The sequence below is a fragment of the Acidobacteriota bacterium genome (genome assembly GCA_020349885.1).
GTDB lineage: Bacteria > Acidobacteriota.
In genome coordinates, this window is record CP070701.1 from 1,339,734 (window position 1) to 1,363,077 (window position 23,344).

The 23,344-nt window shown below is 61.7% G+C and carries 23 protein-coding genes and 1 tRNA gene; 17 read left to right on the forward strand and 7 right to left on the reverse strand.

Features of this window, described 5'->3' with window-relative positions:
* The 6 genes from JSV08_05835 to JSV08_05860 all read left to right on the forward strand — a co-directional run.
* Positions 1 to 1,015 (forward strand): hypothetical protein (locus tag JSV08_05835; protein UCF80042.1); only part of this gene is annotated, 1,015 nt, incomplete at its 5' end.
* 47 nt (positions 1,016 to 1,062) lie between these two features.
* Positions 1,063 to 1,353, forward strand: a complete 291-nt coding sequence (locus JSV08_05840; GenBank protein UCF80043.1) for a hypothetical protein — start codon at positions 1,063 to 1,065, stop codon at positions 1,351 to 1,353.
* Between the two features lie 305 nt (positions 1,354 to 1,658).
* Positions 1,659 to 3,455 (forward strand): pre-peptidase C-terminal domain-containing protein, encoded by a 1,797-nt coding sequence (locus JSV08_05845; protein ID UCF80044.1) that lies wholly within the window; start codon positions 1,659 to 1,661, stop codon positions 3,453 to 3,455.
* A 187-nt stretch (positions 3,456 to 3,642) separates the two neighbouring features.
* Positions 3,643 to 4,170 (forward strand): ankyrin repeat domain-containing protein, encoded by a 528-nt coding sequence (locus JSV08_05850; protein ID UCF80045.1) that lies wholly within the window; start codon positions 3,643 to 3,645, stop codon positions 4,168 to 4,170.
* Positions 4,171 to 4,276: 106 nt separating this feature from the next.
* Entirely contained in the window at positions 4,277 to 5,143 is an 867-nt protein-coding gene (locus JSV08_05855; GenBank protein ID UCF80046.1) for an ankyrin repeat domain-containing protein, read from the forward strand.
* A 137-nt stretch (positions 5,144 to 5,280) separates the two neighbouring features.
* The gene (locus tag JSV08_05860) at positions 5,281 to 6,240 is read left to right on the forward strand and encodes an ankyrin repeat domain-containing protein (protein UCF80047.1); all 960 of its coding nucleotides are present in this window, start codon (positions 5,281 to 5,283) and stop codon (positions 6,238 to 6,240) included.
* A 36-nt stretch (positions 6,241 to 6,276) separates the two neighbouring features.
* On the opposite strand, the gene JSV08_05865 is transcribed toward JSV08_05860, so the two are convergent.
* From JSV08_05865 to JSV08_05890, 6 genes are all read right to left on the reverse strand, one after another.
* Positions 6,277 to 7,578, reverse strand: coding sequence for a hypothetical protein (locus JSV08_05865; GenBank protein ID UCF80048.1), 1,302 nt, complete (start codon positions 7,576 to 7,578; stop codon positions 6,277 to 6,279).
* Positions 7,578 to 8,309, reverse strand: a complete 732-nt coding sequence (locus JSV08_05870; protein UCF80049.1) for an ABC transporter ATP-binding protein — start codon at positions 8,307 to 8,309, stop codon at positions 7,578 to 7,580. Before JSV08_05870 ends, JSV08_05865 begins: the two co-directional genes overlap by 1 nt.
* A 1-nt stretch (position 8,310) precedes the next feature.
* On the reverse strand, positions 8,311 to 9,546 hold the full coding sequence (locus JSV08_05875) for an ABC transporter permease (GenBank protein ID UCF80050.1): 1,236 nt from the start codon (positions 9,544 to 9,546) through the stop codon (positions 8,311 to 8,313).
* Positions 9,543 to 10,796: an ABC transporter permease gene (locus tag JSV08_05880; GenBank protein ID UCF80051.1), complete on the reverse strand. Its 1,254-nt coding sequence runs from the start codon at positions 10,794 to 10,796 to the stop codon at positions 9,543 to 9,545. The genes JSV08_05875 and JSV08_05880 overlap by 4 nt, the downstream gene beginning before the upstream one ends.
* Entirely contained in the window at positions 10,793 to 11,632 is an 840-nt protein-coding gene (locus tag JSV08_05885; GenBank protein ID UCF80052.1) for an outer membrane lipoprotein-sorting protein, read from the reverse strand. Before JSV08_05885 ends, JSV08_05880 begins: the two co-directional genes overlap by 4 nt.
* 164 nt (positions 11,633 to 11,796) lie before the next feature.
* Positions 11,797 to 11,873: transfer RNA gene (locus JSV08_05890), tRNA-Pro, on the reverse strand.
* 87 nt (positions 11,874 to 11,960) lie between these two features.
* Between JSV08_05890 and JSV08_05895 the strand changes: the two genes are divergently transcribed.
* The 11 genes from JSV08_05895 (at position 11,961) to JSV08_05945 (ending at position 23,034) form a co-directional block, all read left to right on the forward strand.
* The gene (locus JSV08_05895; GenBank protein UCF80053.1) at positions 11,961 to 12,746 is read left to right on the forward strand and encodes an ABC transporter permease; all 786 of its coding nucleotides are present in this window, start codon (positions 11,961 to 11,963) and stop codon (positions 12,744 to 12,746) included.
* Entirely contained in the window at positions 12,730 to 13,500 is a 771-nt protein-coding gene (locus JSV08_05900; GenBank protein UCF80054.1) for an ABC transporter ATP-binding protein, read from the forward strand. Before JSV08_05895 ends, JSV08_05900 begins: the two co-directional genes overlap by 17 nt.
* Before the next feature lie 150 nt (positions 13,501 to 13,650).
* Positions 13,651 to 14,751: a glycosyltransferase gene (locus tag JSV08_05905; protein ID UCF80055.1), complete on the forward strand. Its 1,101-nt coding sequence runs from the start codon at positions 13,651 to 13,653 to the stop codon at positions 14,749 to 14,751.
* 10 nt (positions 14,752 to 14,761) lie between these two features.
* Positions 14,762 to 15,787 (forward strand): glycosyltransferase family 2 protein, encoded by a 1,026-nt coding sequence (locus JSV08_05910; protein ID UCF80056.1) that lies wholly within the window; start codon positions 14,762 to 14,764, stop codon positions 15,785 to 15,787.
* A complete protein-coding gene (locus JSV08_05915; GenBank protein ID UCF80057.1) occupies positions 15,784 to 16,854 on the forward strand; it encodes a glycosyltransferase in 1,071 nt (356 codons plus the stop codon). The genes JSV08_05910 and JSV08_05915 overlap by 4 nt, the downstream gene beginning before the upstream one ends.
* Positions 16,855 to 16,942: 88 nt before the next feature.
* Positions 16,943 to 17,920 (forward strand): glycosyltransferase family 2 protein, encoded by a 978-nt coding sequence (locus tag JSV08_05920; protein UCF80058.1) that lies wholly within the window; start codon positions 16,943 to 16,945, stop codon positions 17,918 to 17,920.
* Complete coding sequence (locus JSV08_05925) at positions 17,917 to 18,882, forward strand: glycosyltransferase (GenBank protein ID UCF80059.1); 966 nt, start codon at positions 17,917 to 17,919, stop codon at positions 18,880 to 18,882. Before JSV08_05920 ends, JSV08_05925 begins: the two co-directional genes overlap by 4 nt.
* A 118-nt stretch (positions 18,883 to 19,000) precedes the next feature.
* Positions 19,001 to 19,798 carry a methyltransferase domain-containing protein gene (locus JSV08_05930; GenBank protein UCF80060.1) on the forward strand — a complete coding sequence of 266 codons (798 nt, stop codon included), beginning with the start codon at positions 19,001 to 19,003 and terminating at the stop codon, positions 19,796 to 19,798.
* Entirely contained in the window at positions 19,795 to 20,787 is a 993-nt protein-coding gene (locus JSV08_05935; GenBank protein ID UCF80061.1) for a glycosyltransferase family 2 protein, read from the forward strand. Before JSV08_05930 ends, JSV08_05935 begins: the two co-directional genes overlap by 4 nt.
* A 13-nt stretch (positions 20,788 to 20,800) precedes the next feature.
* Positions 20,801 to 21,850, forward strand: a complete 1,050-nt coding sequence (locus JSV08_05940; GenBank protein UCF80062.1) for a glycosyltransferase family 4 protein — start codon at positions 20,801 to 20,803, stop codon at positions 21,848 to 21,850.
* Positions 21,847 to 23,034, forward strand: coding sequence for a glycosyltransferase family 4 protein (locus JSV08_05945; GenBank protein UCF80063.1), 1,188 nt, complete (start codon positions 21,847 to 21,849; stop codon positions 23,032 to 23,034). The genes JSV08_05940 and JSV08_05945 overlap by 4 nt, the downstream gene beginning before the upstream one ends.
* 101 nt (positions 23,035 to 23,135) lie before the next feature.
* Here JSV08_05945 and JSV08_05950 read toward each other — a convergent pair.
* On the reverse strand, positions 23,136 to 23,344 hold a 209-nt coding region (locus tag JSV08_05950), incomplete at its 5' end, for an amidohydrolase family protein (GenBank protein ID UCF80064.1).

Genomic DNA, 23,344 nt, shown 5'->3' on the forward strand with positions numbered 1-23,344 from the left:
CACCTGGCGCGAGGCGATGGACCGCTTCGGAAACGACGCGCCCGACATGCGCTTCGGCCTCGAGATCGCCGACGTGACGGACGAGATGCGCACGACCGAGACGCCGCCGCTTCGCGAGGCCATCGAGCAAGAGAAACACGTGGCGCGCGGCATTCTCGTCGAAAAGAGGTACGCGAAGAACCTCTCGCGGGCGCGCATCGACTCGTACCAGGCGCTCGTTCAGCAGTACGGCGCGACGGGCATGCTCTGGCTCAAGGTGCTCAAAATAATTCCGGAATTAAAGCCAAAGCCTGACGGCAGCCTTCCCGATACCCTTGAGGATATTTCTAAAGGCCCCGCAACAAAGCACTTGAGCAAAGCGGCGCTCGCAAATCTCATTAGGAAAGTGAACGCCCAAGTCGAAGACGTCTTTTTGTTCCTGGTTGCACCGTTCAGCGTCGCGTGCGAGGCGCTCGGCAGGCTGCGCCTCCAGATCGCCCGGGACGAGAGCCTCGTGCCCCCCAAGACCGAGCGCTTCGCGTGGATCACGGACTTCCCCGCCTTCGCCTACGACCCGGAGGCCAAGCGCTACGTCTCCCAGCACCATCCCTTCACGGCGCCGAGGGAGGAGGACATCGAATTTCTCGAATCGAACCCCGAGAAGGTGATGGCGCAGGCCTACGACCTGGTGTGGAACGGCATCGAGATGGGCGGCGGGAGCATCCGAAACCACCGCTTCGACGTCCAGATGCGCGCGTTCCGGGCGCTCGGCTTCACCGAGGCCGAGGCGCAGGAGAAATTCTCCTTCCTGCTCGACGCCCTGCGCTACGGCGCCCCGCCGCACGGGGGCATCGCCCTGGGCCTCGACCGCATCGTGATGACGTGCCTCGACGAGGAGAACATCCGGAACGTCATAGCGTTCCCGAAGACCGGAAACGCCGCGTGCCTGATGAGCGGCACGCCGGCGGAGATCTCCCCCGCGCAGCTCCGCGAGCTGGGACTCAAGATCACCAAACCCGGCAAGCCCGGCAAGTAGGGCCGCGTCCAGTCTTCGTTCGAAACGAAGCGAGAACGAAGACTGCCGTGGCGAAGCCCGTGGGCGAAGCCGGGCAGCCATTCGATGACGCGAACATTCGTTTCGAACTTCGCCTTGGCAAGCCTGCCGCCTCGGATTTCAGGGTTCGTTTTTGGAAACGAACTCGAAAAAATCCTTTATTCATAAGACATAGTGGCTTCGTTCCTATGGCCAATTTAAAAACCCTTTATTCACGCCACTTAGTGGCTTCGTTTCGTAGAATCGCCCTTTTTTCAGAAACACTTGCTCTCCCCCATGACCGAATGACCGGCTCCTGGCCCCTGATCCCTGACGACTGACCACTGCATTGCCCATCCCCTGCAATGTCGTGCCTCCCCGGCGATTCGTCAAGGAATTTGCCGGACTTGCCGGAATTGCCTAATCTGCCTAATTTGCCGGATCTGCCGGACTTGCCGCTTTGGTTTTTTCCCTTTTACGAAAGGGGGTTCCGAAAAACCGGGGACGCTTCGGGGTTGCACATTCTTGATTCCCCCCCTCGGCCCATGCTACGCTCCATAAAATTCGCGAACTATTGAGAAGGAGGTGGGAGTGGGAATTCCCCGCCGCGCGGAAGGCGCGGACGGGAAGAAAGGAACATAGAGCTATGAGCACGACGAGCCAGGCATCCGCATCGACCGCCTTTTTTTCGCCAATGAGAACCCGCCGACGGGCGAAGCGCCCCGGGACGGGGCTCGGAAAGCTCGCCCTCGGCGCCGCGGCGCTCCTCGTGCTCCTAGCGCCGGGCGCGGCTTTCGCCCAGTGCACGACGACCCAGCTCACGGACAACGCTTTCAACGACACCGACCCCCGGATTCACAACGGGCAGGTGGTTTGGCAAGGATGGGACGGAAGCGACAACGAGATCTTCTTCTGGGACGGCTTCACGACGACCCAGTTCACGGACAACGCTTCCGGCGACTTCAACCCCCGGCTTCACAACGGGCAGGTGGTTTGGCAAGGATGGGACGGAAGCGACAACGAGATCTTCCTCTACGACGGCGTCACGACGATCAATATCTCGAACAACGCCCTCGAAGACTTCGACCCCCGGATTCACAACGGGCAGGTGGTTTGGCGCGGATGGTACGGAAGCAACTACGAGATCTTATTCTGGGACGGCGTCTCGACAACTCAGCTCACGGACAACGCCCTCGAAGACTTCGACCCCCAGATTCACAACGGGCAGGTGGTTTGGCAAGGATGGGACGGAAGCGACTGGGAGATCTTCTTCTGGGACGGCGTCTCGACAACTCAGCTCACGGACAATGCCTCCGACGACCTCTACTCCCGGATTCACAACGGGCAGGTGGTTTGGAGCGGATGGGACGGAAGCGACTACGAGATCTTCCTCTACGACGGCGTCACGACGATCAATATCTCGAACAACGCCCTCCACGACTTCGACCCCCGGATTCACAACGGGCAGGTGGTTTGGCGCGCAGACGACGGAAGCGACAACGAGATCTTCCTCTACGACGGCTTCACGACGACCCAGCTCACGAACAACTCCTTCGCAGACGTTTACCCCTGGATTCACAACGGGCAGGTGGTTTGGGAAGGATCGGACGGAAGCGACTGGGAGATATTCTTCTGGGACGGCTTCACGACGACCCAGTTCACGGACAACGCCCTCGACGACTTCTACCCCCGGATTCACAACGGGCAGGTGGTTTGGTACGGATCGGACGGAAGCGACACCGAGATATTCTACACCAAGATGTATCCGGGTGTCTGCGGCTGCGGCGTCCCGGACGACCCCGGCTACGAGCCGAACGAGTCCTTCGCGACGGCGTTCCCGATCGGCGAGGGACTGCTCTACGACGCCCGAATCTGCGTGGCGGCGGACTACGACTACTACTCCATCACGCTGGCCTCCGGCGGGACGCTCGACGTGGACATGCATCCTCCCGTCGGACTGGACTACGATCTCTTCCTCTACGATTCCTCGGAGACCCTGGTGGATTACTCCATCCTGGCGGGCGACGCGACGGAAATGATTTCCTACACCGCGACGGCGGGCGGCACCTATTACGTCCTGGTCCGGGGCCACGATGGGACGCAGTGGAGCACGACGCAGTTCTACACGCTCATCTACGGCTTCACCCCATGTCCCACGCCCGACGAGGAGGTGTACATCTACATGGTGACGGTGGACGCGAACTCGAACACCGTGCTGCACTTCCAGGACCCGAACCAGCCATCCGAGGTCACTGGCTACAACGTCTACCGCTCCATGACGAGCCCCGCCGGGCCGTGGGATCTGGAGGGCTCGAACGTCACGGACATGGACGGGGGAACGGCGAACATCCAGTGGACGGACCAGGACAGCGCCTCGTGCACCACGTGTTACTACGAGGTGACGCCGTACAACGCGGCGTGCGGCGCCGAGGGGCCGATGTAGCCCGCGCGCCCTTCCCGCCGTGTCATTCTGAGAATTTCCCGCAACGGGCTCCCCGCGAAGAATCTGCCCCCGCCTGAAGGGCCGTTGGCGAGCGGAATTTAAAATTTTCCAGTCGCTAACTGCGAACTGCCGACGGCTAACTGCCATCCGCTTGCAACGCCCCTGCGCGCCGCCTTAGAATTCCCGCATGGCCTTCAACGTCACCAAGGATTTTCCCGAGGCCCATTCTATAGGAAGGAACGACTTCCACGACCGGGTTTTTCTTCCTTTGCGAACACTTGCTCTCCTGCTCTTGTTCCCGCTGCTTTTTGCGCAAGTAGCCTGCGGGAAAAGCAATCCAGACCTGCTCGAAGCGGCACAGGCTGGAAATACCGCCGAAGTGGAGCAATTGCTTGAGCAGGGAGCGGATGTGAACGCGAAGGACGAATACGGCGGGACCGCCCTGATGTGGGCAGCAAGGAAGGGCCACACCGAAATGGTGAATGCCTTGATTGACGCGGGCGCGGACGTGAATGCGAAGATGAAAGGCGGCTGGACCGCCCTGATGTTTGCGGCGGGGGAGGGCTACACTGGGATTGTAGAGATTTTGATTGGTAAGGGCGCGGACGTGAACGTAAAAGGAACCTTCACCGGCTTGACCGCCTTGATGATCGCGGCAAAGGAGGATCACACCGGGATTGTGGAGATTCTAAGAAAGGCCGGGGCGGAGGAGTAAACATGATGACCGATTATCGATTACCAATGACCAATTCAATCGGTCATTGGCCATCGGTCATTAATTATTGCCATCGACAAAATAAGGAGTGTAAAAAACAACGAAGATGAAATCTTTCCATAGAGCACTTCTTTTTCTGCTCCCGCTGCTTTTCGCGCAGGCGGCCTACGCGGGCATCGATTCAAAACTACTCAAAGCGGCAAAGGCGGGTAATACCGTCAAAGTGGAAAAATTGCTTGGAAAAGGCGCGGACGTGAACGCAAGGGACAAAGATGACGCGACTGCCTTGATGGGCGCGGCATGGGAGAGTCACACCGATACGGTGAAGGTTCTGATTGACGCGGATGCGGACGTGAACGCGGAGGCCGGATACGGCGAGACCGCTCTGATGTATGCGGTAGCGGGGGGCCAAACCGAGATTGTGAGGGCCTTGATTGACGCGGGTGCGGACGTGAACGCGAAGGACAAAGACGGCGAGACCGTCCTGATATGGGCGGTATGGGATGGCCGCACCGAAACGGTGAAAGCTCTGATTGAAGCGGGTGCGGACGTGAACGCGGGGGACAAAACGGGCACAACCGCCCTGATGGCTGCGGCGGGTTCGGGCCAAGCGGGGACCGTGAAGGCCTTGATTGATGCGGGTGCGGACGTGAACGCGAAAGACAAAGTCGGTGCAACCGCCCTGATATGGGCGGCATTGAACGGCCGCCCCGAAACGGTGAAAGCTCTGATTGAAGCGGGTGCGGACGTGAACGTGAAAAGCGAAGACGGCTCGACCGTCCTGATGTGGGCGGCAAGCAGGGGCTACACCGACGAATTGAATGGCCGCACCGAAGCGGTGAAAGCTCTGATTGAAGCGGGTGCGGAAGTGAACGCGAAGGACAAGGACGGCATGACTGCCCTGATGCATGCGGCAACGAGGGGCCACGCCGAGATTGTGGAAATTCTCATACAGGCCGGGGCGAAGGAGTAAACATGATGATCGATTACCGACCTCGCTCCGCCGAAGCGCTTCGCAAAGGCGAGTTATCGATGACCAATTCAATCGGTAATCGGTCATTGGCCATCGGTCATTAATTATTGCCATCGACAAAATAAGGAGCACAAAAAATGATGAAGACGAAACCTCTTCTTATTAATACAGTCTTCTTTTTGCTCCCGCTGCTTTTCGCGCAGACGGCCTTCGGGGATATCAATTCAAAACTACTCAAAGCTGCAAAGGCCGGTGATACCGCCGAAGTGGAGCGATTGCTTGAAAAAGGCGCAGACGTGAACGCGAAGGACAAAAAAGGCCGGACCGCCATGATGGAAGCGGTAGAGTCAGGCCCCACCGAAATGGTGAAAGTCCTGATTGATGCGGGCGCGGACGTGAACGCGAAGGACAAAAAAGGCCGGACCGCCTTGATGGAAGCGGCAGAGTCAGGCCCCACCGAAATGGTGGAGACCTTGATTGAAGCAGGCGCGGATGTTCGTGCGAGTAACAGAAACGGCCAGACCGCCCTGATGGGTGCGGCAATCGCGGGCTACACCGAAACGGTAAAGGCCCTGATTGATGCGGGCGCGGACGTGAACGCGGAGAACGTAGACGGCTGGACCGCCCTGTGGCTCGCGACAGCAGGAGGCCATACCGAGACGGCGAAAACCCTGATTGACGCGGGCGCGGACGTGAACGCAAAAGATGAATATGGCTCGACCGCCCTGATGTATGCGGCGGAGGATGGCTACACGGAGCTTGTGAAGGCCCTGATTGAGGCGGGCGCGGACGTGAGCGCAAAAGACGAATATGACACGACCGCCTTGATGTTGGCAGCATCTGAGGGCCACACTGAGACGGTAAAGGTCCTGATTGAGGCTGGTGCGGACGTGAACACGAAGGAAAAAGAATACGGTTGGACCGCCCTGATGAGAGCGGCAGGTTCGGGCCAAGCCGGGACTGTGAAGACCCTGATTGAAGCGGGCGCGGACGTGAACGTGAAGGACAAGAACGGCTCCACTGCTCTGATGTATGCGGCGGCCGGGGGCCACGCCGGGATTGTGGAAATGCTCAAACAGGCCGGAGCGAAGGAATGACGTGGAGAAGGTTGGGGGAGGAAAAATCAGACCCCCTCAAAAATAGACGCTGATCTGCAGAAATAGGCTCAGCGGCGCGCCGCCGTATTCGCTTTCGATCCGCCCGCCGGAGGGCTCCGCTCCCCACGGGACGAAGGCGCTCGCGACGAACGATACGTTTTCCGCGACGTCCCACGTGAGCGAGGGCGAAGCGACGCCCGAGCCGTCCTCGGGGCTCCCGATGACCAGGAGCGACGCCGTCCAGGTGCTGCTCACCATGTAGGATGCCCGGAGGGCGGCGGCGTGCTGAGAAAATATCTGGAAATCGCCCCTCAGGTAGCGTTTCATAAATACCGGGTCCATGACGAGCCTCGCGGAGGCGTCCTCGACGTCCTCGGAGCCGAACCCTGAGTAGTGGTACTCGGCGAGGAGCGTCAGGCCGTCGCCCACGCCGAACGTGTACGACCCTCCGAGCACCGTCTTTCCCACGAGGCGGTCGTCGCAGAAGGGCCCCCCGTCCGGGTGCCGCTCGGGCACGTCGAACACGGCGAGCTCGAGGTGCGCCTCGGCGTCACCCACCGCCGCCGAGAGCGTGCCGGCGTACATCCGGTCCCTGGCCCTCTTGCCGAAGAGAAGCTCGCCGTCCACGTTGCCGAAAATACCCCTGACGCGGCCGAGCAGGGCCGATTCGTCCCAGTGCTCGCCGAAGGCGCCGATTATCTCGGCGGACGCGGTGCCGGAGGCCCGGTACTCCAGGCGGACCGCGTCGACGCCCCGGCGCCACTCGCGGTCCACCTCGAGCGGGGAGAACGGGGAAAAAACGTCGACCGCGCTGAAGAGCACCCCCCTGCCGAGGCCTATGGCCTGCCTTCCGATAGAAAACTCTCCCCAGGAGGGATGGAGCGCGAGGAACGCCCGGTCGATCTCGTGCCGGTACGTGTACGTGTCGTCCGACGACGCGTCTATCTGCCAGTCGAGCTGCCTGGAGCGGAACGGGACCTTCGCCTCCGCGGGAAGCACTCCCGCTCCCATGCCCGCGCCCGCGTATCTCGAGGAGACGCGGAGGCGCTGCTCGTAAGCGAACATGATGTTCGCCGACTCGGCGAACCGCGCGCCGAGTCCCAGCCGGAACCGGAGAAGACCAATCCTGCTTTCGCGTTCCGGAGAAAAAATCGGGTCGTCCGGCGCGCGGGACGCGAGCCCCGTGCACTTGAGGCTCGCGTCCAGGGAAAGGCTATTCCTGGTTTCCTCATTTGACCAGAGCTCGATGCCGAAGGAGACGGAAGAAATTTCGAGAACGAGCGGCACGAGCAGCGGGACGGCGCGCATCGCGCCGCGGCGGCGCCTCCCTCGCGTCATTACTTCCCGCCCGTGGCCCCAGGGGGCGAACTCTTCTTTTCGTCCTTCGCCACCCGCCCGTCGACGAGCGTCACGACGCGCCTCGCGTGGGCGACGACGCGTGGGTCGTGCGTCGAGAAGACGAACGTGATGCCGCGCGTCTCGTTCAGGTCACGCATCATGTGGAGGAGAATCTCGGCGTTCTCCCCGTCCAGGTTCGCCGTGGGCTCGTCGGCGAGGACGAGCTTCGGCGAGGAGGCGACCGCGCGGGCGACCGCCACGCGCTGCTGCTGGCCGCCGGAGAGCTCCGAGGGCCTGCGGTCGGCGAGCTCCGCGAGGCCGAGCTGGTCGAGGATTTTTTTCGCCCTCTCGGCGCGCTCAGTTCCCACCCCCTGGAGCTCGAGCACGAACTCGACGTTCTCGCGCGCGGTGAGCACCGGGACGAGGTTGTACGCCTGGAAGACGAAGCCGAGCGAGCGCAGCCGCAGGTCCGCCCGCCTTCTCCGGTCGAGCGTCGCCATGTCGCGCCCGAGGACCGTGAGCTCGCCGCTCGTCACCGAGTCGAGTGCGCCGATGAGATTCAAGAGGGTGGTCTTTCCGCTTCCCGAGGGCCCCACGATCGCCAGGAAATCCCCCGGGTTCACGTCGAGCGTCACGCCCCGGAGGGCCCTGACGTCCACCGTGCCCAGCTTGTAGACCTTCGTTACATCGCGGGCCGAGACGAGCGCGCCGTCGTTGGACTGGTTGCTCATGCTACACCTTCCTTAGAGCCGTCGCCGGGTCTGTCCTCGTCGCGTACCACGCCGGGTATATCGACGCGGCGACGGTCGACGCCAGGGAGATGCCCAGCGCGTACCATACTATCCAGGGCCCGAAGTCACCGTAGATGACCGGGTCGAGCAGGACGGACCCGAAAGCCAGCTCTCCCCCCATGTGCTTGGCGAGGTCTATCCCCCCGGTGGCGAGCCGGTAGGCGGAGAAGCCGCCGAGAGCGAGGGCGACGACCGCCCCCCCGAGGCCGACCGCCACCGCCTCGAGCATTATGAGCCCGACCAGCTGCCGCCCCTTCATGCCGAGGGCGGAGAGGACGGCGAACTCGTGCCTGCGCTCGAGGACCGCGGTTATCTGGGCGGCGGCGATCCCGAGCGAGACGACGAGGACGATTATCCCGACGAGGATGGTGGTGAACGCGGTGTCCCCCTCGACGTTTGCGGCGATCTCGGGCGTGACCTCCTTCCAGGTTATGACGTCCCGGCCGCCGCCGAGCTTCGCCGCGAGCGCCTCGCGCGACGGTTCGATCAATTTGTAGTGCTCGAGCATTATCGCTATCTCGCCCGCGCCGTCGTAGCCGGTAATATTAATGAGGTCGTCGAGCGTCACGTGGCAGATGGTGGTGTCCAGGTCCTCCGAGCCGGTGTCGAGGGTGCCTACAATATTAAGCATGGCGCTCTTCATCTCGTCCCCCCCGACGAGGGTGACGTAGAGGTCGTCGTCCACGTCCACGCGCAGCCTGCGGGCCAGCTGTGCGCCGATGACGACCTTTCCGGAATCTCCGGGTTCGAGGTACCTGCCCTCGAGGCTGCTCTTATGGACGACGCGGTTCGACCGGGCCTCCACGTCCGGCTGCACGCCGACTATCTCGACGCCGGCCGAGCGGTTCCCGAAGGCCAGAAGGCCCTTCGCCCTGGCGCGGGGCGCGGCCGTCCTTACGCCGGGGAACGCGTTCACCGTCTCGAGCGCCTCCTTCCAGCCGTACAATCTCAGCGCGTTGTCGCGCGTCTCGGTCCAGCCCTCCGGGACGACGCGGATGTGTCCGGCGCCGCTCTCGGAGGCGGCGCGTATCTGCATCTCGGCGCCTCCCCGTATCCAGGAGGCGGAAAAGAGCGCTATGGCGCATCCCACGCCCGCGCCCAGCATCGAGAGGACGGCCCTCCTGGGGTAGCGGCGAAGGCTCCGCAGGGCGTATCTGGGAGAAATCCTTCCCGTCATGACCGCATCGCCTCCACCGGCTCGAGCCGCGCTGCGAGCGCCGCCGGCCACACCGACGCTATCACCGACGTCACGGTGACGGCGACGATTCCGAAGATGACGTGCCGGAGCTCGAACTTGGGATAGATCATGTAGGAGAAGCTAAGCCCCTTGAAGGAAAAATCCTCGACGGTGTTCGTCGCGAGCATCGCGTAGTCGATCCCGGTGTGCGACGTGATGAGCACCGCCGCGGTCCCGAGCACGGAGCCGACGGCGACTCCCACCAGTCCCAGCGCGACGGATTCGACGAGCACCATGTTGATTATCCGGCCGGGCCTTGCGCCGACCGCGAGGAGCATGCCGAACTCGCGGGTCCTCTCGAACGTGGACATCGTGGCGGTGTTGGCGATGCCGGCGGCGGCGGCGACGAACACGATGGCGATGAAGATGAGGTCGAACACGTCCTTCATCCCCAGCATCTGCGCGAGCAGCGGCGCGGCCTCTTTCCACGGGAGCACCTCGACGCCCGCAAGCGACGGGAGCGCCGCGATGCGCTCCGAGAGGTCTTCCGCCTCGTCGGCGTCGCCGCCCTGCACGACTATCTCGTGGGCCTGGTCCGGCATCGCCAGGAACTCGCCGGCGTCCCCGACGGACATCACGACGCCCATCGTCTTCACCACGTCCACCTTGCCGGAAACGATCGCCCTTACGGTGAACAGGTCGCTCGCCGGAAAGCCGTCGGCGTCCTGGCCGATGACGGCGATGGACTGGCCCGGCTTAAGCTGCAGCCTGTTCGCCAGGACTTTTCCCAGAACCACGCCCCCGCCCCCCGGCAGCTCCTCCTCGCCGAGATCCTCGAGAAAACCGCCCTTGCGCGCCTCCACGGAAACGTCGACGCCGACTATCATCGCGGGCTCGGCCATGGCCGGCTCGTCGGTCTTCTCGCCGGAGACGGAAAGCACGGCGGAGTAGATGCGGGGGGAGACGCTCGTGACGCCGGGCAGGGCCCGGATCTCGCCCGTGACCTTCGTAAGATCGTCGACGTAGAGGTCCGTCGCCCGCTCCTCGCGCCAGTCGCCGTGGTGGATCTGGACGTGGCCGACGAGGGGGCCCGTCACGGTCCTGAACATGTCGTCGTACAGGCCGGCCATCATGCAGTTGACGAACACCAGCGTCAGCTGGCCCAGCACGATGGCCGCGAGGGCGAGGAGTGTTCGCCTGCGGTTTCGTCCCAGGTTCCGCCACGCGACGCGGATCGTGCTCGAGCTCATCTGGCCCTCTCCAGCTCCGACAGGCTGAACGTGCGCTCGGGCACGTCCACGTCGAACTCGATGTCGTGATAGATCATTTCGGTCCTGTGCCCCTCCTTGTCGGAGTCCTGCGGCGTGAGCGTCAGCCTGGCCGGGACGCGCCTGCCGTCGAACACCTTCACGTCGCTCCAGAGGATGATTCTCGAGAGCCTGTCCTTCCGGTCGTAGTACCGGCCTTCCAGCGGGAGGGTTCCGTCCTCCGTGAGCACCACCTCGAATCTCTTCCAGAGGCCCACCGTGTCCGGCTTGGCGTCGAACCTGACGCGCCACCCCTTCGGCTCCTCGGACCGTCCGGCGACGCTGTAGGTGTAATCCTCCCTGTAAGAGGATTCCTTGACCAGGTCGTCGTTGGTGAAGTCGCTTCCCATCCAGGAGCCGAGCATCATGGACGGCGGGATCCGGATCGTGCGCTTGATCCGGGGGAGGTAGTTCCAGAGGTTCTTGTCCACCTTCAGCGTGGCGGTTCCCTTCTCGCGTGCGGGGTCGACGATGACGACGAGCGCCTTCTCCTCGCCCTTCGTCCATATGTTCATCTTCATCGTCCTCGTCCGGCGCGGCTTGACCACGATGAGCTCCGCGGTGGAGATGCTGCTATCGGAGCGGTACATGTCCTCGAAGTGCTTCACTGCGGCGTCGATGTCGAGCACGCCGTTTTTGATGAACGACGGCCCCGAGGCCCGCGCGGGCGGCGGGTTCGCGCTCCCCGCCGGTTCCCCCGCGAACGCGCACGCGGCCGCCATAGCGCAGAGCAGGGCGACGCCGGCGGCGCCCGTTCCCGTCTTCCCCGATTCTTTCATGAACGTTTCTCTACTCCTGTTAGCGCGTGCGGTCAAGACCGGGACGCGCATACGACCAAGCTGCCGGCAGGGTGTTTCTAGGCGGGGCGGGCGTGAGACGGGGCATGCGTTGCCGAAGAAACAAAGAAGCCGGTGGCGGACCAAAAAGAAACTTTCCTTTCGGATGGTCGGGGCGACTGGATTTGAACCAGCGACCCCCTGGTCCCGAACCAGGTGCTCTACCAGACTGAGCCACGCCCCGACCTAGGAGAAGAAGTATAGCATACCCGCAAGGATTTGCCATGCCGCGCGAAGCGAGCGGAGAGCCCTGTGCTATACTAGAACCGACATGGTTTCGCATCTGCGAGAAATCCTCCGCTACCGCGATTTCCTCTACTTTCTCATCGTGCTCGATATCAAGCGCAAGTATCGGCAGACGATGGCCGGCGTCGTCTGGGTGCTGTTCCAGCCGATCATGCTGACCCTTGTTCTGGTCTTTTTATTTTCCCGATGGTACGGGCAAATGGGGGGAGGCACGGAAATTCCCTACGCGCTGTTCACCTACACGGCCCTCGTGCCGTGGACGTACTTCTCCCGCGCCTTGCAGGGTGGCGTACCCCGAATTGTCGTACTGGGCGCTCTCGTAAAGAAAATCAATTTCCCGCGGGCGGCCATACCCACGGCTTCGGTCTTCACGGCCGCCTTCGACATGGGGCTCGCCATGCTGGGCCTGTTCGCCCTGAAGTGGTACTTCGGCGTCGCCTGGACGCGGGCGATTTTCGCCTTTCCCGCCGTCTTTGCGATTCAGACGCTGTTCCTGCTGGGCCTGACGCTGCTCATGGCGGGAGCCAACGTGTATTACCGCGACGTTCAATACGCCCTTCCCTTCTTTTTGCAAATCCTTTTGCTTGCGACGCCCATCATTTATCCGGCAAGCCAGATCCCCGCCGTTTTCAGGCCGATTTATTTCATCAATCCCCAGGCTGGCATCACGGAGCTGTACCGCTGGATGTTTCTCGGAATGCCCTTCGCAGCGAAGCCCGTGGCCTTCAGCGCGGTCGCCGGCGTGGGAATTTTCGCCGTAGGGGCGTTCTTCTTCGGCCGCTGGGAGAAGCGCTTTGCCGACGTCATCTAGTCAGGAGGTCATACGGTTTTCCGGCGTGTGGAAGCGCTACGAGCGCTTTGCGGTTTCGCGCCTGCACCACCGTCTTGCCTTCTGGGTGGGAGGGAGAAGAAAAGAGGTTTTCTGGGCGCTGGAGGACGTGAGCTTTTCCGTGCAAAAGGGGAAGATTTTTGGAATCATAGGAGCCAACGGCGCCGGCAAGAGCACGGCCCTCAAGCTTCTGGCGGGGATCACGGAGCCGGACCGGGGAACGGTGTCGGTGCAGGGACGCATCGGCTGCCTCATCGAGGTAAGCGCCGGCTTCGACCTCGAGCTCACGGGAAGGGAAAACGTGTATTTGAACGGCACGCTTCACGGCCTCCGTCGCCGCGAGGTCGACTCGCGGTTTGACTCCATCGTGGACTTCTCCGGCGTCGAAGCGTTCATTGACACGCCAGTAAAAAAGTATTCCTCCGGGATGATGGTGCGCCTCGGGTTTGCCGTGGCGGCCCATACGAGCCCCGACATCATGCTGGTCGACGAAGTGATCGCGGTGGGCGACACGGCGTTTCAGAAGAAGTGCATCGCCTTTATAAGGGAGTTTTGCCGTAAGGGAGGAACGGTCGTTTTTGTGTCCCACCATCTCCCGTGGGTGGAACAACTCTGTGACGAAATCCTGTGGCTTGCCCAGGGGTGTGCGAAAATGATCGGGGCGCCGTCCGACGTCATCCAGAACTATCTAAACAAGGTATCCAATACCGGCATAGCAGCGCGGACGGCAAAATGAATGTCACAAAGAAGAAAACGCATTGCTTGCAAGCGCCATGATTCGCTTTTCTGATAGCCGGGTTTTCCATCAGCCCCGCCGCGTGGGGCGGGATTTCCGGCTCATGGTCCCGACGATGTCGGAGCTGACCCCTGATTTATGAATCCCCTTGTGAGCGTTCTCACGCCTACCTGTGATCCCGAGCGGCTCTCTCAGTTGCGCCGGGCGATTCAGAGCGTCTTGAATCAAACCTATCCTTGCCTAGAAGCCATCGTTGTAGCCGACGGCCCCCGGGCAACGCATGTCGATGTCCTGGAGGAAGAAATATGCGATTCCCGTCTGCGCGTGGTGCGCCTGAGCAAGGCACAAGGACCTGCGGCGGCACGCAACGCCGGCGCGAAGGTAGCGCAAGGAGAGTTTTTGGCCTTTTTGGACGATGACGACGAATGGCTGCCGCAAAAATTGGAGGTTCAGGTGGCGATTGCTCAAGAGAATCCCGACGCAGCCTTCGTATTTAGCGACGCTTATTTCATACAAGAAACCGAAGTCGACACGTACTTGCGGATGACCAAATTTCGTGGTTCGCCAACCCTGGAAGCACTTTGCCGGAATGACTTTGTGCTTTGCGTAACAGCGATGGTAAAGCGAACGGTATTTGACGAAGTCGGGGGGCTGGATACGTCGGAGGAGATACTTGGAACGGACGACGCCGACCTGTGGGGTCGAATTCTTCACCGCTCATACTCGGCGGCGTACAGCCCTCTTCCGCTCGCTGTTCACAACCATAACAAGGACAGTTACAGCAGCAGCATAGAGTTTCTCCAGCATTTGGCGAATCTGTTAAAAAGGCGCATGCGCCTTTTTTCCGACCGCCCCGGGTGCGTGACGCTTCTAAAGGGCTACCTTTTCAAAGTGACGTACGTAGAAATGAGAGAGCATCTTCGCGCCGGCCGAGTCGAAGAAACCTCGGCATGCTTCCGACGCTCCGCTTCCATTCGACCGTTTCCAAATATGGATTACTATGCGCGAAGGTTTCATGGGGATGCCTACACATGGTTGCTTTCGGGACAACGCCGCGAAGCCCGCCTGAACCTGTGGTTTTCCATGCGGCTTAATCCGTTTTATTGGAAGAACTATTTCTATTGGGTGTTTTCGTGGCTTCCCGCCGGTGTTTATCAAACGGCCCGTCGCCTGAAAAAACATGTCTCCGGTAACAGGGGCTCCTGTCCTGGCCATGAATCTTCTTGTAAGCGTCCTTCTGCCGACACATAACCCCTCGCGCATGGAAGCCCTTCGTCGGGCGGTGAAAAGCGTGCGCGCGCAGACGTATTCACACCTGGAAATCATACTCGTTGCCGACGGCCCGCGGGCAACGCACGTCGATGCCCTGGAGAAAGAGATGCGCGATTCCAGGCTGCGCGTTGTGCACCTGGACAAGGCACAAGGGCCCGCCGCGGCGCGCAACGCCGGCGCGGAGACGGCGCAAGGAGAGTATTTGGCTTTCTTGGACGATGACGACGAATGGCTTCCGGAAAAGCTGGAGGTCCAGATGGCGCTCGCCAAGGCGAATCCCGATGCTGCGCTTATCTTTACGGACGCGTACTGGGTGACGGGTTATGCGAAAAAGACGTTTTTCAAAATGATGGATTTTCATGGCCCCGCCACGTTCGAAGAAATCTGCCGGCGAAATTTTGTGGCCTCTTGCTCGGTTGCGGCGGTTAAAACATCCGCTTTTGAGGAGGCGAGAGGCTTCGACGCTTCTCCCGACATCGTGGGGCTGGACGATTACGACCTCTGGGCGCGACTCCTCCTTGCCTCCCACCGAGCGGTGTATAGCGCTCGGCCGCTGGCCGTTCATTACGAACACAAGGAAAGCTACAGCCAGACGCTGCCTTTTCTAAAAAGCGGTGTTAATTTTTCCGCCAAGCTGGAGCGCTTGTGCAGGGGACGCCCCGACTGCGCGGCTTTGGTTCGGAAACACGCGGCAAGGCCTTTATTGTACGCCGCGCGCTTTTATCTTTCCCTGGGGCAGGCGGCCGCTGCGAAAGAATGCCGAAAACAGTACGTAGCCCTGCGTCCGGAACTTATGGCGTCCTACGCGGCCTTGTTCCATGGCGAGGCGTACAAGCTGTTGCGCGAGGGAAAGGCCCGGGAAGCACGGCGGTTCCTGGCGTTTTCGATGTGGCATAGGCCCGCATACCTAAAGAACTACCTCTACTGGGCGTTCAGCTACCTTCCCCTGCCGGCGTACCAGGCTGCGCGCACCTTGAAAAGGTGTCTCGCGCGGCGCAAGGAGAAGAAGCCTTGAAGCCCCTGGTAAGCACCATTATCCCCACGCTTCTTCCGGAGCGCTTCGAATCTCTTTGCAAAGCCATCCGCAGCGTTTTGGACCAGAGCTATCCCCGCGTCGAGGCGATCGTCGTGGCGGACGGGCCGGGGGCGACGCACGTGGAGAAGCTTTCGGAAAAATTCCCCGGCGGCCGGGTGCGCGTCGCCCGCCGGGACAGGCGGGGAGGCCCGGGAGCGGCACGGAACGCGGGAGCGGGTGCGGCGCAGGGGGAGTATCTCGCTTTCCTGGACGACGACGACGAATGGCTGCCGCAAAAGCTGGAGGTTCAAATGGCGATTGCCCGGGAACGTCCCGACGCGGCTTTTCTGTTTAGCGACGCCTACGTCATAAAGGAAACGGGCACTACCACGTTTTTCGAGGGCGCGGAATTTTCCGGCTCGCCGACGCTCGAAGCCCTCTGTCGAAGAGACTTCGTGCTTTGCGCGACCGCCCTGGTCAAGCGGGCGATATTCGAGGAAGTCGGCGGGCTGGACGGTTCGGAGGAGCTGCTCGGCGCGGACGACGCGGACCTGTGGGGTCGAATCCTTTACCGCGGCCACCCTGCGGCGTACAGCCCTCTTCCCCTCGTCCGTTATAACTATCGCAGTAACGGCTACAGCGAGAGCGCGGAATTTTTCCAACACTTGCAAAACCTATTAAAAAAACGCATGCGCCTTTTCTCCGACCGGCCCGAATGCACGGCGCTTTTAAAGGATTATCTCTTCCGGATGACGTGCGGAGAAGGGAACAAGCATCTCCGCGACGGCCGAATCGAGAAAGCCTCCGCATGCTTCGGGCGCGCCGCTTCCCTTCGTTTTTCGCCGACGAGGAATTATTCCGGCGAATTTCACGAGGGAGCCTACTGCTTCTTGCTTTCGGGACGGCGTGCGGAAGCACGCCGATTTCTTTGCCGCTCCATGCGTCTCAGGCCCTTCTACTTGAAAAACTACCTCTATTGGGTGTTTACCTGTTTGCCCGCGGGCGGCTACCGGGCCCTGCGCAACCTGAAGAGGCGGCTTTTTGGACGAAGCGAAAAAACCGAATGAGACGTCGTTGGCTCCCGCCGGCGTCGGGACATAACTTTATCGGATGCTTCACAGGTGACTTTTTCATAGAAATCGGTAGAATTAAATTATGAGGCCAACGCAGCCTTCTCCCCTTGCGCTGGTAAGCGCCATAATTCCCACCTTGCTTCCGGAGCGTCTCAGCGCCCTTGGCCGGGCGGCAGAGAGTGTGCTCAACCAGAGCTATCCCCATCTCGAAGTACTCGTGGTAGCGGATGGGCCGCAAGCAACGCACGCGGACACTCTTGAGGAACGGGTGCGCGATCCACGGCTGCGCGTCGTTCGACGCAGCCGGCAAGGCGGGCCGGGAGCCGCCCGCAATACGGGCGCACAGGCGGCAAAAGGGAAATATCTCGCTTTCCTGGACGACGACGACGAGTGGCTGCCGAATAAATTGGAGGTTCAGATGGAGCTCGCCGCCGAGCACCCTGAGGCGGCGCTCATTTTCAGCGACGCCTATATGGTCAAGGATGGGGAAAAAATTGCGCTTCTTCCTTCCATCAAGTTTCAGGGGCCTCCCACCCTGGAGGAGCTTTGCGAAAGAAATTTCATTCCCTGCCTGACCGTTCTGCTCAAGCGGGACGTGTTTATGAACGTTGGCGGGTTCGATCCCTCACTGGAGATATGGGGCTTTGACGATTGGGACCTTTGGCTGCGAGTCATGCGTTTTCATTCCGCTGTGTTTAATCCTCTTCCTCTTGCGATTCACTACCGGCATGAGGACAACTATAGCAACACGATTCGCTTTCTGGAAGCCCAGGGAGCCTTGCTTCGGAAACAACTCCGTCTTTTTTCGGATAATCCTCGCTGTGCGGCCATTTTCAGAGAACAGATGATGCAATTCGAAAGCCAACGCGGCTATCGGATGCATCTTGAGGCTTACTTCTGTATGCTCTCGGCTCAGTACAAGGAGGCGCGCGTATGCCTTAAGCGCGCAATACGTCATTATCCGCTGTACCTTAAAAATTACGCCTATCTTCTTTTCACATATCTTCCGCCCTCCGCGTACGCGGCGGTGCGGCGCCTGAAAAGGGCCCTGTGGCCGTGAACCCTTCTCTTGTCAGCGTGATCATTCCCACTTACAACCGCGTACGCTTCTTGCGCCGCGCCGTAGAGAGCGTCCTGAGCCAGGACTACCCCGGCAAAGAGGTCGTGGTGGTGGACGACGCCTCGACGGACGAGACGGAAAAGGAAATCGCGCCCTGGGCGCGGGCGCAGGGGGTGGTATGGGTCCGGCATGAGAGCAATCGCGGGGAATCGGCGGCCCGGAATACCGGAATCCGTGCCAGCCGGGGGGACTATCTTGTCTTTCTCGACTCGGACGACTATTTCCTGCCGGGGCGTTTGTCCTCCCACGTGGCCATGCTTGACGGGCGGCCCGATTTGGTGTGGGTCTATTCGGACCATTGGATGTATAAAGACGGACAGCTCCAACCGCCGACGTTCTCGGTTCGAAGTTACCGCCCCGAGGGCAATGTGTTTGAGCCGCAGCTTCTTGAAACGAACGGCTTTCAGCTTCCCATCATGACGATGACCCTTCGTCGGTCCGTCGTTGAGGAGGTGGGGGGGTTCGACGAATCGATTTTTTGCGCCCAGGATCTCGACTTTCGACTTAGGATCGCGAGGCGTTATCCGATCGCCTATATCCCGAACGCCGACTGCGTATGGGTCGAACACGACGCCCGCTCGAAGCACACCCGCCACAACCGGATGGAATCGTGGCTCAGGGTGGTTGATCGGCATATCGCCTTCTTGGACGTTTCCGGGGACAACCGGGAGGAGGTGCGAAGGAAGGTGAAAGCGCTTCGCCGTCGCGTTCTCGATATCCCGCATGAGGAAGCCCATATGCACTTGGTTGCGGGACGGATGGAGGAAGCGCGCGGCCGCCTCCGACAGGCCATGAGGATCCGACCGTTCCGCCTCAAGAATTACGCTTATTTCCTCTTCACCTTTCTGCCGCCCTCCGTCTACGCGGCGGCGCGGCGCCTGAAGAGAGCCCTGCGGCCGTGAGCTCTCCCCTCGTCAGCGTCGTCGTTTCCGCGTCGGGGTGGTCGTCGCGGCGGGCGGGCCGGTTTCATGGCCAACGGTCAAATGTTAAGCTTTTCTCCGAGAGAACGGGAGCTCCCCGATGAGAGATAATATAAAGGAGATTGTGCGGATTGCCTCCCGGTCTTTCCGCTTTCCAGAGCCCGTGGTTGAAGTAGGGTCCTTTCAGGTCGCGGGACAGGAGGGCTACGCCGATCTCAGGGGCTACTTTCCGAATCAGAGGTACATCGGCTGTGACATGCGGGAAGGGGCGGGCGTTGATCAACTGGAGGACATAGAGAAGGGGCTGAGTTTTGAGGACGGCTCGGTGGGCGCCGTTGTCTCTTGCGACACCCTTGAGCATGTGTTCGACGTTTTCCGCTTCATGGAGGAAACCAACCGGGTGTTGATGCGCGGCGGCTACGCGCTGCACGTTTCTTTGATGTGTCATCCCATTCACAACCACCCGCACGACTATTGGCGCTTTACTCCCGAATGCTTTCGAAGACTTCTTGAAAAAATCGGCGAGCCCTTGATCCTGGCGCAGGGGGCGCCCAATTTCCCTCATACGGTTATCGGTATCGTGCGCAAGGGAGAACCGTTGCCTCGCACGGAGCGGGAAAGGTTTATGGAAGCCATGGACGAGCTCTCGTCGCAGTGCGATACCATGGAGCTTGACGTTCCCTCCCACCTGAAACGCAGCCTGCTTGCCCTCGGCTATCACGAGGAGGCCTATACGCGTTTGCTTGCCGGACGGCATCGGGATGCGCGGGAGAGCTCGAAGCGCGCGATACGCCTTTGCCCCCTTCACCTCAAGAGCTATGTCTACTGGCTTTTCACCTTCTTCCCCCATTCCGTCTACGCCGCGGTTCGCCGCGTAAAGAAAGCCTTATGGCCGTGAGCGATTATCCTCTGATTAGCACCGTCACGCCGACGCGCAACCCCGAACGACTCGACACGCTCACCAGGGCGGTTCGAAGCATTCTGGCCCAGAGCTATCCGCGCCTGGAAGCCATCGTGGTGGCCGATGGAGCGAAGGCGACGCATGTCGATGAACTGGAGAAAAGAATCGGCGACTCGCGGCTGCGCATCGTGCGCTTGAAGGAGGGGCGGGGAACCGCCGTCTCCCGGAACGCGGGCGCCCGGGCGGCGCGGGGAGAGTACCTGGCCTTCCTGGACGACGACGACGAGTGGCTGCCGAACAAAATAGAGGTGCAGATGCAGCTTGCCGCGGAACATCCGGAAGCCGCGCTCATTTTTTGCGACGCCTACGTGGTCACCGAGCCCGAGGTCTTGCGGTTTTTTGAGATGAGCGGATTTCGCGGCACGACTTCCTTGGAAGAGATGTGCCGGAACAATTTCGCCCTGTGCTCCACGGTGATCGTGAAGCGCGCGGTGATTGAAGCTCTGGGGGGATTTGACGATTCGCCGGGCATGGTCGGCGTGGCCGACGGCGACCTCTGGGGCCGAATGCTGCACGCCGGCTACCGGGCGATCTACAGCCCGCTCGCGCTCGTGAACCATTCCCAGTACGCGGACAATTACAGCAAGACGGCCGAATTTTTCGAGCATGAGATCAATCTTTTTGAAAAACACATTCGGCTGTTTTCCGACCGTCCCCGGTGCCGGGCCCTGCTGGGCCGGCGGCTGGCCTCCGTCCGCCGGTACGCCCGCTCCCCCCGCCGCCGCGAGGCGCTTATTGCCCGCGTCGAGGCGATAAAATACCTGGACGCAGGCCGGGCCCGCGAGGCGCGCGCATTGCTCGTGCGGTCCATGCGCTGCCAGCCGCTGTGTCTTAGAAATTACGCCCATTGGGCCTTCACCTATTTCCCTTCATGGAGCTACCAAGCGGTTCGGAAGCTGAAGAGGGCGTTGCTTCAGGAGCCATGACCGCACCCGTGCCATGAGACGACCCCGGCTGGCCATCTTCACCGTCGGCGGCGAGCGCGTGGCGAGCGTCCGCCACCGCGTGTTTGCCTATCTTCCCTATCTGGAGCGCGAGGGGTTCGAGGTCGAAGTTTTCGAGCCCCACCGGTCGGAGCTCGGCGGCCGCCTCGCCTCGCGCGTGGGCGACCTCCTGCGGGACGTGAGGGAGGTGAAGCGCTGGGACGTCGCCCTGGTGCAGCGCAAGTGCTACCCGTGGCCGTTTCCCGGGGCGCTGCGCCGCAACGCGCGGCGGCTGGTGTTCGATTTCGACGACGCCCTCTTCCTGCCGCCCCCCAGGCCGAAAGCTCCGTCGCCCCGGACGCGCCGCCGCTACCGGAAAAATTTCGAGGCCACGGTGCGCCTGATGGACGGCGTCGTGTGCGGGAACGCCTACCTGGAAAAGAAAGCACGCTCTTTCGCGAGCCGCACGCTCGTTCTTCCCACGGGCCTGGACGTCCGGCGGTGGATGCCGGCCAAGCATTCGCGAAGAACCCTGGAGGAAGGCCCCGTGGTGGGCTGGGTCGGCTCCTTCGATAACCTGCCTTACCTTCGGGCCTTCGCGCCGGCCTGGCAGAAACTCTACGAGCGCTACCCGAACATGGAGCTGCGCGTCGTGTGCGACCGCAATTTTCATCTCAACGACGTCCGCATTAAGAACGTGCGATGGAGGCTCAGCCAGGAGGTCGAGCACTTCGCGGGCATCGACGTGGGGCTTCTTCCCCTCACGGACGGCCCGTGGGCGCGCGGGAAGTGCGCGTTCAAGGCGGTGCAATACATGGCCTGCGGCATTCCCACCGTGGCTTCTCCCGTGGGCGAGAACCTGAACCTCATCCACGAGGGGGAGAACGGCCTGTTCGCGGCGGACGCCGACGAGTGGGTCGAAAGAATTTCCGCCGTGGTGGAGGACGCTTCCCTGCGGGAGCAAATCACCCGGGGCGCGCGGCGCACCGTCATGGAGCGCTACAATCTGGATGTGCTCGCCCCCGAGCTCGTCGCGTTCCTTCGCTCCATCCTGGGGCTGAAATGAAGCGCATCGCTCTGGTTTCGCACCTTGCGGCCCCGGGTCGGCTCACGGGCGCAGAGCAGGGGCTCCTTTTCCTCGCCGCCGGCCTCCGGGGGCGGGGCCGCGACGTTCTCGTCGTCGTGCCGCGGGAAGGTCTTCTTGCCGAGGAGGCGCGTCGGCAGGGCTGCCGCGTGCGCGTCGCGCCGTACCCCTGCCTGTGGCTGGTCGGCTCGCGGGGCTTTCTGCGCGCGCGCGAGCTTTTTCACATCGCGCGCTTTCTGACGGGGGTGCGCGCCTGGTTTCGCCTGCGGCGCGTTTTCAGGGAGGAAAACGTCCGCCTCGTGCATGCCAACACGCTCGTCAGCGTATGGCCGGTCCTGGCCGCGCGAAGCTTGAAGCTTCCCGTCCTGTGGCACGCTCACGAAACGCTGGCTCCGGGCTGGCGGCGGCACCTCTTTGAGGCGCTGCTTGACCGCCTGCCGCAGAAAACCGTCTGCGTCTCGTACGCCGCTATGCGCGCCCTGGTTCGCATCCCCGAGACGCGCCTTCAGGTTGTTCCGATCGGCGTCGCGGTTCCGCCGCGCCGCACGCCGGAAGACGCCCTGGAGCTGCGGCGGAAGCTCGGGCTGCCGGCGGAGGGAAGATTCCTTCTCTGGGTCGGCCACTGGGAGCCGCACAAGGGGCTCGAGCACTTCGTGCAGTCACTGGGAATATTGAGACGTAAGAAGGGAATTGCCGGTTTCCGCGGCGTGGTTCTGGGCGAGCCGCGCCGCGAGCGAAAGCTGCACGCGATGCGGCGGTCGGCCGCGCGGGCGGGTGTGGCCGCGAACATCGTGTGGGCGGGCTACCGCAGGGACACGGAGCGCTTCTACAAAGCGGCGGACGTGCTCGTCTTCACCTCCCTCGTGGAGGAGACGCTGCCGTTCGTCGTGCTCGAGGCCATGGCCGCGGGCTGTCCCGTCGCGGGCTACGAGGTGGGCGGCGTGGCCGAGGCCGTCGCGGACGGCGAGACGGGCCTTCTCGTCGAGCGCGGGAACGCCGAGGCCCTGGCCCATGCCCTCAGCCTGCTTTTGGAGAACGAGCCCCGGCGGCGGAGCATGGGCGAGGCGTCGCGCCGCCGCGTGGAGGAGTATTACTCGCTCGAGCGCATGCTCGACTCGTTCGAGCGCCTCTACGAGGAGATGCTCAGCAATAATAATGACCGATGACCAATGACCGATAACCGATTGAATTGGTCATCGGTAATCGGTAATCGGTCATCATGTTGACCGTTCCCGTCACTCCGTACTCCCTACTCCTTACTCCTTACTCAGGGCAGGGCGCCGTGCAGGAGCTCGCCCTCCATCATCACCGCCGCGGGCTCGATCGTATAGATGTCGTAGGGGTCCATCTCAAAGAGGTTCTCGTCGAGCACGACGAGATCCGCCAGCTTGCCGGTCTCGATCGAGCCGATCTCATCTTCCATTCGGAGCTGGTAGGCGCCGTTGATCGTGTAGCCGCGAATCAGCAGCTCAAGGT

Coding starts and splice junctions, on each gene's coding strand:
- JSV08_05870 (UCF80049.1), bottom strand. CDS start 8,309: ATGAGCAACCAGTCCAACGACGGCGCGCTCGTCTCGGCCCGCGATGTA.
- JSV08_05845 (UCF80044.1), top strand. CDS start 1,659: ATGAGCACGACGAGCCAGGCATCCGCATCGACCGCCTTTTTTTCGCCA.
- JSV08_05860 (UCF80047.1), top strand. CDS start 5,281: ATGATGAAGACGAAACCTCTTCTTATTAATACAGTCTTCTTTTTGCTC.
- JSV08_05895 (UCF80053.1), top strand. CDS start 11,961: ATGGTTTCGCATCTGCGAGAAATCCTCCGCTACCGCGATTTCCTCTAC.
- JSV08_05930 (UCF80060.1), top strand. CDS start 19,001: ATGAGAGATAATATAAAGGAGATTGTGCGGATTGCCTCCCGGTCTTTC.
- JSV08_05875 (UCF80050.1), bottom strand. CDS start 9,546: ATGACGGGAAGGATTTCTCCCAGATACGCCCTGCGGAGCCTTCGCCGC.
- JSV08_05855 (UCF80046.1), top strand. CDS start 4,277: ATGAAATCTTTCCATAGAGCACTTCTTTTTCTGCTCCCGCTGCTTTTC.
- JSV08_05910 (UCF80056.1), top strand. CDS start 14,762: ATGGAAGCCCTTCGTCGGGCGGTGAAAAGCGTGCGCGCGCAGACGTAT.
- JSV08_05945 (UCF80063.1), top strand. CDS start 21,847: ATGAAGCGCATCGCTCTGGTTTCGCACCTTGCGGCCCCGGGTCGGCTC.
- JSV08_05885 (UCF80052.1), bottom strand. CDS start 11,632: ATGAAAGAATCGGGGAAGACGGGAACGGGCGCCGCCGGCGTCGCCCTG.
- JSV08_05940 (UCF80062.1), top strand. CDS start 20,801: ATGAGACGACCCCGGCTGGCCATCTTCACCGTCGGCGGCGAGCGCGTG.
- JSV08_05865 (UCF80048.1), bottom strand. CDS start 7,578: ATGACGCGAGGGAGGCGCCGCCGCGGCGCGATGCGCGCCGTCCCGCTG.
- JSV08_05880 (UCF80051.1), bottom strand. CDS start 10,796: ATGAGCTCGAGCACGATCCGCGTCGCGTGGCGGAACCTGGGACGAAAC.
- JSV08_05920 (UCF80058.1), top strand. CDS start 16,943: ATGAGGCCAACGCAGCCTTCTCCCCTTGCGCTGGTAAGCGCCATAATT.
- JSV08_05850 (UCF80045.1), top strand. CDS start 3,643: ATGGCCTTCAACGTCACCAAGGATTTTCCCGAGGCCCATTCTATAGGA.